The sequence below is a fragment of the Xinfangfangia pollutisoli genome, from assembly GCF_020179405.1.
GTDB lineage: Bacteria > Pseudomonadota > Alphaproteobacteria > Rhodobacterales > Rhodobacteraceae > Pseudogemmobacter > Pseudogemmobacter pollutisoli.
In genome coordinates this window covers 37,633-48,001 of sequence record NZ_JAICBZ010000025.1, presented here as the reverse complement: position 1 = coordinate 48,001, position 10,369 = coordinate 37,633, and the positions used below count along the sequence as shown (strand labels likewise).

The window sequence follows — 10,369 nt, the reverse complement described above, 5'->3', positions numbered from 1 at the left end:
CGATGCCGGCCCCTCCGGCCGAAATCGCGCCGCCGGTGGCAGGCAACCCGGCGCCGGCCCTGGCCGATTGCACCCCCGCGCTGGACCTTTCGGCCGCGCCCCGGGCGATGATCGCCGTCACGCTGACCGCGCCCTGTGCTGCGGGCGACCGGGTGGTGCTGCGCCATGCCGGCCTGACCGTGGCCGAGCGGCTGGACGCGCAGGGCAAGCTTGTGCTGGACCTGCCGGCCTTCGATCCGGCGGGTGAAGTCTCGGTGCTGTTCGCCGATGCGACGCAGCTGCATTCCGCCGTTGCCGTGCCGGATGCGGCGCAGGTTCACCGCTTTGCCGTGCAATGGATGGCCGAGGATTCCTTCCAGATCCGGGCGGTGGAATCGGGCGAGGCCTATGGCGATGCCAGCAATGTCTGGGCCGAGGCGCCGGTCTCGGCCCATGGCGGCTATCTGATGGCGCTGGGCGATCCGGGGCTGGATCTGCCGATGATGGCGCAGGTCTATACCTGGCCGGCCGATCCGGCGATTTCCGCCGATCCGGTGGTCGAGGCGGCGGTGACCGACCTGACCTGCGGGCGTGAGCTTCTGGGCGAGACGATCGAAACCGCGCCTGCCGGGCCCGTGGTCAGGGATCTGACCCTGGCCATGCCGGGCTGCGACGCGCTGGGCGATATTCTGGTGTTGAATAATCTTGCCGGGGACGTGACACTGACCGCCGGCAACTAGAGGCGCGCAGGCGGAACCATCATGCGAAGTCTGGCAGGATGCGCGGCGGGTCTCGCCGCGCTTTTCCTTTGCGCCGCGGGCATGGCCCGGGCGCAGGACATCACCCTGATCTCGCGCGAGGGCAATATCGTGCTGTCGGGCAGCCTGCAGGGCTTTGACGGGGAATTCTACCGGATTTCAACGAAATACGGGATGCTGACCGTCGACAGCCAGGGGGTGATCTGCGAAGGCCCGGCCTGTCCCGATCTGGTGGCGCCCAAGGCGGTGATCCGTCTGGTCGGGGCGGCCGATGCCGGGCAACGGCTGTTGCCGGGCCTGATGCGCCGCTTTGCCGAGGGGCGGGGCCTGGTCTGGCGCGACGCGCCGCCCGCCGCCGATCAGGCCTGGGCCGCGCTTGTGCTGGACCCGGAAACCGACCAGATCCTGGCCGAGATCGCCTTTACCCCGACCGATCCCGCCACGGCCCAGGCGGCGCTGCAGGCGGGGGCGGCCGAGCTGGCGGTGTCGATGCTGGCCGTGCCCGGGCTGCACGCCGAGACGCTGGCGCTGGATGCGCTGGTGCCGGTGATGGCGCCCGGCAATCCGACGCCCGAAGTGTCGACCGTGGCGCTGGCCGGCGCGCTGTCGGGCGAATTGACCAATTGGGCGCAGCTGGGTGGGCCCGACATGCCGATCGTGCTGCATGGGCTGGCGCCGGAAACCGACATGGCCCAGGCGCTGGCCAACCGGCTGGGCCGGGCGCCGGTGCTGGCCGTCAGCCATCCCGACATGGCTGCGCTGGCCCGGGCCGTGGCCAAGGACCCCTGGGCCCTGGCGATCACCGGCCAGGCCGAACTGGGGCCGGCGCGGGCGTTGCCGCTGGCCGACAGCTGCGGCTTTCCGCTGCTGCCCACGCCGATCGCCGTCAAGGCCGAGGATTACCCGCTGTCCCTGCCGATCTACCTGCTGACGCCGCCGCGCCGCCTGCCGCTTTTGCTGCGCGAATTCCTGGATTTCCTGGCCACCCCCGCCGCCGATGCCGCCATGGCCGGCGCCGGGCTGATCGACCGCTCGGTCGCGCGGGCGCCGATGACGCAGGACGGCTTGCGGCTTTTGAACGCCATCCAGGGCGCGGGCGAGGATGTCACGCTGGCCGATCTGAAGGCCTTGGCCGCGGTGATGGACGGGGCCGACCGGCTGTCGCTGACCTTCCGTTTCGAAGAGGGAACCTCGGCGCTGGATGCGCCCTCGCAGACAAACCTGGCCACGCTGGCCCGGTTGATCGGCGCGGGGGGCTTTCCCGATCAGGCGCTGATCCTGGCGGGGTTTTCCGATGGCACCGGCGATGCCAGCGCCAATCGCGCGCTGTCGGCCGAGCGTGCGGCGCGGGTGGCGCAGGATCTGGCGGCGCTGGCGCCCGATCTGCGGCCCGATCAGCTGCCGCGGGTGGAAGGCTTTGGCGAGGCGCTGCCGATGGCCTGCGACGAAACCGCGATCGGCCGGCGCCTGAACCGGCGGGTCGAGCTGTGGGTGGTGCCCGATTTCACCCCCGAGCCCGTGGATCAGGCCCCCGATCTGGTGCCCTGAGGGCGTTCGCGGGGCCGCAGGCTACAGATAGCCGCTGGTCCGAAAGCTTAGCTCGCGCGATTTGCCGATGATCAGATGGTCATGCAGGGTGATGTCCAGCGCCCGCGCGGCCTCCTGCACCTGCAGGGTCATGCCGATATCGGCCTCGGACGGGGTCGGATCGCCGGAAGGGTGGTTATGCACCAGGATCAGCGCGCTGGCATTCAGTTCCAGCGCCCGCTTCACCACTTCGCGCGGATAGACCGGCACGTGATTGACCGTGCCGCTGGCCTGTTCCTCATCGGCGATCAGCACATTCTTGCGGTCCAGAAACAGGACGCGGAACTGTTCGGTTTCGCGATGCGCCAGGGCAGTGTGGCAATAGTCGATCAGCGCATCCCAGGAGGAAAGGATCGGCCGGTTCATCACCCGGGCCCGCATCATCCGCTGCGCCGCGGCCTCGACGATCTTCAACTCCTGAACCACCGCCTCGCCCACGCCCTTGACCATCAGAAGCCGCGGCACGGTGGCGGTGATGACGCGGTTGAAATCGCCGAACGTGTCCAGCAGCAGCCGGGCAAGCGGTTTTACATCCTGCCGGGGCAGGGCGCGGAACAGCACCAGTTCCAGCAATTCGTAATCCGGCATGGCGGCCGCGCCGCCTTCCATGAAGCGGCTGCGCAGCCGCTTGCGGTGATCGGCGATATAGCTGGGCAGCCGGCCGGGCAGGGCCGCCCCGGCTGCTTCATCGGCATCGCCCAGGGGCGGAAACAGCGGCAGACTTGATTCTGAAAACCCTTTCGCCATCCCCGCAGCCTGCCGCAGGGATGGTGAAGGATGGGTTAACGTTTTTTGGCGCAGCGCGCCCGCCTTGGCCAGAAGACCCGGCGGGCGCCTGGATCAGCCCTTCATCCCGTCCCAGAACCCTTTGACCTTCGAGAAGAAGCTTTTGCCCTCGGGATTGTTCTCCTCGGACAGTTTCTCGAATTCGCGCAGCAGATCCTTCTGCTTCGCGGTCAGGTTCACCGGGGTTTCCACCGCCAGCTCGATCACCATGTCGCCGGTGCCGGGCCCGCGCAGGGCGGGCATGCCCTTGCCGCGCAGCCGCATCTGCTTGCCCGACTGGGCGCCGGCCGGCACCTTCACCCGGGCGCGGCCGCCGTCGATCGTGGGCACCTCGACCTCGCCGCCCAGCGCGGCGGCCGGCATCGAGATCGGCACGCGGCAGAACAGATGCACGCCTTCGCGCTGGAAGAGCGCATGTTCCTTGACCTCGATGAAGATGTACAGGTCGCCCTGCGGCCCGCCGCGCAGACCCGCCTCGCCCTCGCCCGCCAGCCGGATCCGCGTGCCGGTTTCGACCCCGGGCGGGATGTTCACCGACAGCGCGCGTTCCTTTTCCACCCGACCGGCGCCGTGGCAGGTCTTGCAGGGGTTCTTGATCGTCTGGCCCATGCCGTTGCAGGTGGGGCAGGTGCGTTCGACGGTGAAGAAGCCCTGCTGGGCGCGCACCTTGCCCATGCCCGAACAGGTCGGGCAGGTCACGGGTTCCGCCCCGCCTTCGGCCCCCGAGCCGCGGCAGGTGTCGCAGGTGACCGAGGTCGGCACGTTGATCGTCTTCTGCGCGCCTTTCCAGGCCTCTTCCAGACTGATCCGCAGGTTGTAGCGCAGGTCGCTGCCGCGCTGGGCCCTGGCCCGCGCGCCGCCGGCGCCACCACCGCGGCCGCCCATGAAGTCGCCGAACAGATCTTCGAAGACATCCGAGAAGGCCGACGAGAAATCGCCCTGCTGGAAGCCGCCGCGCGGCCCGCCGCCGCCGCCCATGCCGCCTTCGAAAGCCGCATGGCCGAACCGGTCATAAGCCGATTTCTTCTGCTCGTCCTTCAGGACGTCATAGGCCTCGTTCACTTCCTTGAACTGCGCCTCGGCCGTCGGATTGTCGGAATTGCGGTCGGGGTGCAGTTCCTTGGCCTTGGTGCGGTAGGCCTTCTTGATCTCTTCGGCCGAAGCCCCTTTCGAGACCCCGAGTACATCGTAGAAATCGCGTTTTGCCATTGCAAAACCCCCTTCTGAACCGGCGAAGGGCGGCCCGTCGGCCGGACCGCCCCCCTTTCCGGTTCAAGCGGCATTACTTCCGCTTGTTGTTGCCCAGATCCTCGAAGTCGGCATCGACGATGTCGTCTTCGTCCACCGGGCGCGGCCCGTCGCCATCCTCGGCCCCGCCTTCCGCCTGGCTGGCCTTGTAGATGGCCTCGCCCAGCTTCATCGCGGCTTCGGTCAGGTTCTGGATCGCCGAACGGATCTTGCCGGGATCTTCGCCTTTCAGCGCGTCTTCCAAGGGGCTCATCGCCAGTTCGATCGCCTCGACGGTCGAGGGATCGACCTTGTCCGAGTGATCGGCCAGCGACTTCTTGGTCGAATGCAGCAGGCTTTCGCCCTGGTTGCGGGTTTCGACCAGCTCCTTGCGGGCCTTGTCGGCGTCGGCATTCGCCTCGGCGTCCTTGACCATCTTCTCGATATCCTCATCCGACAGCCCGCCCGAGGCCTGGATGGTGATCTGCTGGGCGCGACCCGTGCCCTTGTCCTTGGCCGAGACCGACACGATGCCGTTGGCGTCGATGTCGAAGGTCACCTCGATCTGCGGCACGCCGCGCGGGGCCGGCGGGATCTGCTCCAGGTTGAACTGGCCCAGCATCTTGTTGTCGGCCGCCATTTCCCGCTCGCCCTGGAAGACGCGGATCGTCACCGCGTTCTGATTGTCCTCGGCGGTCGAGAAGACCTGAGACTTCTTGGTCGGGATCGTGGTGTTGCGGTCGATCAGGCGGGTGAAGACGCCGCCCAGGGTTTCGATGCCCAAGGACAGCGGCGTCACGTCCAGAAGAACCACGTCCTTGACGTCGCCCTGCAGCACGCCGGCCTGAACCGCCGCACCCAGCGCCACGACTTCATCGGGGTTCACACCCTTGTGGGGTTCCTTGCCGAAGAACTTGGTCACTTCTTCCACGACGCGCGGCATCCGGGTCATCCCGCCCACCAGCACGACTTCGTCGATATCGTCCTTCGACACGCCGGCATCCTTCAGCGCGGCCTGACAGGGCTTGATCGAACGCTTGATCAGATCCTCGACCAGGCCTTCCAGCTTGGCGCGGGTCAGCTTCATCACCAGGTGCAGCGGCTGCCCGGTGTTCTTGTCCATCGAGATGAACGGCTGGTTGATTTCGGTCTGCGACGAGGAGGACAGCTCGATCTTCGCCTTTTCGGCCGCTTCCTTCAGGCGTTGCAGCGCCATCTTGTCCAGCGTCAGGTCGACGCCATGCTCTTTCTTGAACTCATCGGCCAGGTACTGGACGATGCGCATGTCGAAGTCTTCGCCGCCCAGGAAGGTGTCGCCATTGGTCGACTTCACCTCGAACAGGCCATCGTCGATTTCCAGAATGGTGATGTCGAACGTCCCGCCGCCAAGGTCATAGACCGCGATCGTCTTCGATTCCTTCTTGTCGAGCCCATAGGCCAGCGCGGCCGCGGTGGGTTCGTTGATGATGCGCAGCACTTCCAGGCCGGCGATCTTGCCGGCATCCTTGGTGGCTTGGCGCTGGGCGTCGTTGAAATAGGCGGGCACGGTGATCACGGCCTGGGTGACAGGCTCGCCCAGATAGGATTCCGCGGTTTCCTTCATCTTCTGCAGGATGAAGGCCGAGACCTGGCTGGGCGAATACTTTTCGCCGCGCACCTCGACCCAGGCATCGCCATTGCCGCCATCGACGATCGAATAGGGGACAAGCTTCTTGTCCTTTTCAACCTCGGCATCGCCCAGACGGCGGCCGATCAGGCGCTTGACGGCAAAGATGGTGTTCGAGGCATTGGTGACGGCCTGCCGCTTGGCGGGCTGGCCGACCAGACGTTCGGATTCGGTGAAACCGACGATCGACGGGGTCGTGCGCGCGCCTTCGGAATTTTCGATGACGCGGGGGGCGGAGCCATCCATGATAGCCACGCAGGAATTGGTCGTGCCGAGGTCGATACCGATGACTTTGGCCATGTTATATCCCTTTCATACAGGCGATCTCCGCTTCGAGGCCCTCAGACTTTGGCACCCCTGGCGGGTTTACAAGGCGAAGGGCGGGTGCCCGCCGCCGGACTTGCCGTATATAGGGGGGTGCAATAGCGCCTGCAACGGTTGCGGGGCAGAGTCTGCGGCGAATTTTCGCTGCCGGTGCAGGGAAGAAACCGGGGAAAGGCGGCCATGGCCGAGCCGATCGAGATCAGGGGGTTCCGGCTGTGGCCGGGTTGGCTGGACCGGGCCGCGCAAGAGGCGATGGTGCAGGATCTGCGCGGCGTGGTGGCCGCGGCGCCGCTGGTCGCGCCGGTGACGCCGGGCGGGCGGCAGATGAGCGTGCGGATGACGGCGGCGGGGCGGCTGGGCTGGGTCACCGACCGGCGCGGCTATCGCTATGCGCCGCGCCATCCGCAGGGGATGGACTGGCCGCCGATCCCCGCTTCGGTCCTGGCGGTCTGGCGCGGGGTGACGGGGCTTGCCCGCGATCCCGATTGCTGCCTGGTGAACTTCTACGGCGAAGGCGCGCGCATGGGCCTGCATCAGGACAAGGACGAAGGCGATTTCAGCTTTCCCGTGGTCTCGATCAGCCTGGGCGACGAGGCGCTGTTCCGGCTGGGCGGGGTCGACCGGGCCGAGGGCACGCAAAGCCTGTGGCTGCGCTCGGGCGATGTGCTGGAGATGGGCGGGCCCGCGCGGCTGGCCTGGCACGGGGTCGACCGGATCCGCCCGGGCACATCGACGTTGCTGCCGCAGGGCGGGCGCATCAACCTGACCCTGCGGGTGGTGGCCTGACCCCTAGCGCTTGTCCAGCGTGCAGCAGCCCGAAAGAAGCCTGTTGCCTTCGGGGGTTTCGACGAACAGCCGCGCGGCAAAGCCATAGCGGCGGTCTGACATGCCATCGCCGCACAGGGCGCGCTGGATCGTCAGCGTATACAGCCGCTCGGCCCCGTCTTCGGCATGGATCAGAAAGCCTTCGGGCGCCACCGCCTCTTGTGCCACGCTCAGATCGCTGCGGGGCGTCTCGGGCGTCTGCCATTCGGCGCCCTGATCGAACAGGCCCAGCCGCCAGAACGGCTCGGTTCCCAGGCAGGTCATCGGCCGCGGCAGAAGCGCGGGGTCCAGCACCGGCTGGCGTTCCAGATAGCGCAGCGCGACCCAGCCATTGCGCTCGCCCCCGGCGGCGACCAGGCCCCATTTGCCATCGGGCGAAATCTCGGTCACCTCGACGTTCAGCGCCTGCGGCTCGATCGTGCCCAGGATCTCGGCCGAGGCGGTGGGTTCGGCGCGGATGTTCAACAGATCGTCGGCCGCCACGCCCTTGACCATGAAGGCCGCGGGCAGGGTTTCGGCACGGGCGGGCGGGGCAAGCACGGGCAGGGCGCAGGCCGCGGCCAGACCCAGCACCGCGGCAAGGCGATATCCGCTCACCGCCGCTTCCCCCAGCTGAGCGAGGCATAGCGCGAGGTGAAGAACTGCGCCATCAGGCCGATCAGGATGCAGACCAGCGCGCAATAGATCGGGTATTCGATCGAGGTATAGCGCGGGTGATAGTTCAGGAACGTATAGCCGCGGCCCTGGTCGATGGTGTGGAACAGCGGGTTCCATTCAAACCAGTTGCGCAGCTTGGCCGAGGCCATGTTGGCGACGATCATCTTGCCCGAGGCGATCATGTTGGCGCGCTGGTAGATGGTCGACAGAATGCCCACGACCTCGGGCTGCCAGGGCTTGGCGGCATAGAAGATCAGCCCGATCGACGCGCCTGAAAACCAGGACAGCACGAACATGCCGACCATCCCGGCCGGATCGTGAAAATGCAGCGGCGCAATCAGCGTGTGGTAGAACAGCATGATCACCGCGGCGGCGAAGGTCTGCTGATACAGCGCCGCCAGCGCCGCGGCCGACACCGCCACGACCGGGTTCATCGGCGCATGCATCATCATCGGCGAGGCCGGCGCATCGGCGCCCGACACCGCGCCCAGGGCCTTGGTGTGGGTCAGGAACATGAAGACGCCCGACATCACGTAAAGGATGAAGTCGCCGCGGATCGCGATCTTCTTCAGCCCCAGAAGCTGGAACATGACGACGAAGATCACCAGGATCAGCGCCGCCTGCACGACGTTCATCACCATGCCGAACACCGCATTGCCATGCGACTTGCGCAGGTTGCGCACGGTGGTGTGATAGATCAGCTCCAACAGTTCGAACCCGGTGCGCAGCCGTGTCGACCTTGCCGCTTCTGCCCGGAACATGTTCAGCTCCCGCCTGGCTGCCCGTATTGTCTGCAATCTTGCCGGGAAATCTTGCCGTTCCCTTGCGCCCGAAGGATAAAAGGGTAGGGCTTTCAAAGCAACTGCCGCCCTGAAGGAGAGACCATGGATTTCGACCGCCTTATCCCCGTGCTGCGCAGGCTGGCGCTGGAAGCCGGCGACCGGATCATGGAGATCTACGAAAGCCCCGATTTCGCGGTGAGATCCAAAAGCGATTCCAGCCCGGTGACCGAAGCCGATGAAGCGGCGGATGCGCTGATCTCGGCCGGGCTGCGGGCGGCATTTCCCGATGTGACGCTGATCACCGAGGAACAGGCCGACAGCCATGCGCTTTCGGCCGCGACCTTCCTGATCGTCGATCCGCTGGATGGCACGAAGGAATTCGTGCAGCGGCGCGGCGATTTCACCGTGAACATCGCCTATGTCCAGGACGGCGTGCCGCTGCGGGGCGTGGTCTATGCCCCGGCACAGGGCCGGCTGTTCTATACCCAGGCCGATGGCGCCGCGGTCGAAGAGACCGGCCCCTTCGACAAATCGGCCCCCGGCGCGCTGAAGCCGATCGGGGTTTCGACCCCCGACAACCGGGCGCTGATGGTGGTGGCCTCGAAATCGCATCGCGACCGGGCGACCGACGACTATATCGGCCGCTATGCGGTGGCCGACATGAAGTCGGCCGGCTCCAGCCTGAAATTCTGCCTGGTCGCCACGGGCGAGGCCGATCTTTACCCGCGGCTGGGCCGCACGATGGAATGGGATACCGCGGCGGGCGATGCGGTGCTGCGCGGCGCCGGGGGTCAGGTTGTCCGCTTTGACGACCATACGCCGCTCGCCTATGGCAAGGCGGGCTGGGACAACCCGTTCTTCATCGCCTACGCGCCCGGAGTGCTGCTGAAGTGAAGACGCTGATCGCCATCCCGGCCCGCTACGGCTCGACCCGCTACGAGGGCAAGCCGCTGGTTTCCCTGCGCGGCCCGGATGGCGACAAGACGCTGATCCGGCGCAGCTGGGAGGCGGCCTGCCAGGTGCGCGGCATCGACCGGGTGGTGGTGGCAACCGACGATGCGCGGATCGCCGAGCATGCGGCGGGCTTCGGGGCCGAGGTGGTGATGACCTCGTCCCAGGCGCGCAACGGCACCGAACGCTGCGCCGAAGTGGCAGCCCTGCTGCCGGGATATGACGCGATCGTCAACCTGCAGGGCGATGCGCCGCTGACGCCGCCCTGGTTTGTCGAGGATCTGCTGGCCGGCCTTGCCGCCGATCCGCAGGCGGATATCGCCACCCCCGTCCTGCGCTGCGACGGCGCGGCGCTGGCGGGGCTTCTGGACGACCGGCGCGCCGGGCGCGTTGGCGGCACGACGGCGGTTTTTGGCGCAGGCCATCGCGCGCTTTATTTTTCCAAAGAGGTGATTCCCTTTACCGCTGCGGCCTATTCCGCCGATGCGGAAACTCCGGTCTTCCATCACGTTGGCGTCTATGCCTATCGTCCCGCCGCGCTGGCCGCCTATCCGGCCTGGCCGGTTGGAGTGTTGGAAGTGCTTGAGGGGTTGGAACAATTGCGTTTTCTGGAACAGGGACGCCCTGTCCTTTGCGTGCCGGTCGAGGCGCGTGGACGGCGGTTTTGGGAACTGAACAATCCGTCCGATGTGGCGGTGATCGAATCCATCCTGGCCAGCGCCGCGGCGCCGGGGGCATGGGCTGTGGCCGAAGGTGCGGGCAATCGCTAAGGCAATTGCCTGTCCGCGGCGTTTTTTTTGGCGAGTCGACTAAAACCGTCAAACCAC

Annotated in this window: 10 protein-coding genes; 5 read left to right on the top strand and 5 right to left on the bottom strand. The window is 66.8% G+C overall.

The genetic code is table 11. The annotated features are described in order from the left end of the window. On the top strand, positions 1–719 hold a 719-nt coding region (locus K1Y73_RS09835; protein WP_225028119.1), incomplete at its 5' end, for a hypothetical protein. A 21-nt stretch (positions 720–740) separates the two neighbouring features. Continuing rightward, positions 741–2,285 (top strand): phosphate ABC transporter substrate-binding/OmpA family protein, encoded by a 1,545-nt coding sequence (locus tag K1Y73_RS09830; protein WP_225028118.1) that lies wholly within the window; start codon positions 741–743, stop codon positions 2,283–2,285. Between the two features lie 21 nt (positions 2,286–2,306). On the opposite strand, the gene radC is transcribed toward K1Y73_RS09830, so the two are convergent. From radC to dnaK, 3 genes are all read right to left on the bottom strand, one after another. Further along, positions 2,307–3,071, bottom strand: coding sequence for a RadC family protein (radC, locus tag K1Y73_RS09825; RefSeq protein ID WP_225028117.1), 765 nt, complete (start codon positions 3,069–3,071; stop codon positions 2,307–2,309). Positions 3,072–3,164: 93 nt separating this feature from the next. Continuing rightward, entirely contained in the window at positions 3,165–4,319 is a 1,155-nt protein-coding gene (gene dnaJ / locus K1Y73_RS09820; RefSeq protein ID WP_225028116.1) for a molecular chaperone DnaJ, read from the bottom strand. A 73-nt stretch (positions 4,320–4,392) separates the two neighbouring features. Then, a complete protein-coding gene (gene dnaK, locus K1Y73_RS09815) occupies positions 4,393–6,303 on the bottom strand; it encodes a molecular chaperone DnaK (protein ID WP_225028115.1) in 1,911 nt (636 codons plus the stop codon). Between the two features lie 204 nt (positions 6,304–6,507). On the opposite strand from dnaK, the gene K1Y73_RS09810 reads away from it, so the two are divergent. Further along, positions 6,508–7,113: an alpha-ketoglutarate-dependent dioxygenase AlkB family protein gene (locus K1Y73_RS09810; RefSeq protein WP_225028114.1), complete on the top strand. Its 606-nt coding sequence runs from the start codon at positions 6,508–6,510 to the stop codon at positions 7,111–7,113. A 3-nt stretch (positions 7,114–7,116) separates the two neighbouring features. Here K1Y73_RS09810 and K1Y73_RS09805 read toward each other — a convergent pair whose 3' ends face one another. Together K1Y73_RS09805 and K1Y73_RS09800 are read right to left on the bottom strand one after the other, a co-directional pair. Then, positions 7,117–7,749, bottom strand: coding sequence for a COG3650 family protein (locus tag K1Y73_RS09805; RefSeq protein WP_225028113.1), 633 nt, complete (start codon positions 7,747–7,749; stop codon positions 7,117–7,119). Then, positions 7,746–8,570, bottom strand: a complete 825-nt coding sequence (locus tag K1Y73_RS09800; RefSeq protein WP_225028112.1) for an ABC transporter permease — start codon at positions 8,568–8,570, stop codon at positions 7,746–7,748. The genes K1Y73_RS09805 and K1Y73_RS09800 overlap by 4 nt, the downstream gene beginning before the upstream one ends. Positions 8,571–8,693: 123 nt before the next feature. On the opposite strand from K1Y73_RS09800, the gene cysQ reads away from it, so the two are divergent. Next, positions 8,694–9,485, top strand: coding sequence for a 3'(2'),5'-bisphosphate nucleotidase CysQ (cysQ, locus tag K1Y73_RS09795; protein WP_225028111.1), 792 nt, complete (start codon positions 8,694–8,696; stop codon positions 9,483–9,485). Then, positions 9,482–10,312, top strand: coding sequence for a 3-deoxy-manno-octulosonate cytidylyltransferase (locus K1Y73_RS09790; protein WP_225028110.1), 831 nt, complete (start codon positions 9,482–9,484; stop codon positions 10,310–10,312). Before cysQ ends, K1Y73_RS09790 begins: the two co-directional genes overlap by 4 nt. The last annotated feature ends 57 nt before the right edge of the window (positions 10,313–10,369 follow it).

Bases quoted from the DNA above. Each gene is read 5' to 3' on its own strand.
- K1Y73_RS09800 (WP_225028112.1), bottom strand. From the start codon at position 8,570: ATGTTCCGGGCAGAAGCGGCAAGGTCGACACGGCTGCGCACCGGGTTC.
- K1Y73_RS09830 (WP_225028118.1), top strand. From the start codon at position 741: ATGCGAAGTCTGGCAGGATGCGCGGCGGGTCTCGCCGCGCTTTTCCTT.
- K1Y73_RS09810 (WP_225028114.1), top strand. From the start codon at position 6,508: ATGGCCGAGCCGATCGAGATCAGGGGGTTCCGGCTGTGGCCGGGTTGG.
- dnaK (WP_225028115.1), bottom strand. From the start codon at position 6,303: ATGGCCAAAGTCATCGGTATCGACCTCGGCACGACCAATTCCTGCGTG.
- radC (WP_225028117.1), bottom strand. From the start codon at position 3,071: ATGGCGAAAGGGTTTTCAGAATCAAGTCTGCCGCTGTTTCCGCCCCTG.
- dnaJ (WP_225028116.1), bottom strand. From the start codon at position 4,319: ATGGCAAAACGCGATTTCTACGATGTACTCGGGGTCTCGAAAGGGGCT.
- cysQ (WP_225028111.1), top strand. From the start codon at position 8,694: ATGGATTTCGACCGCCTTATCCCCGTGCTGCGCAGGCTGGCGCTGGAA.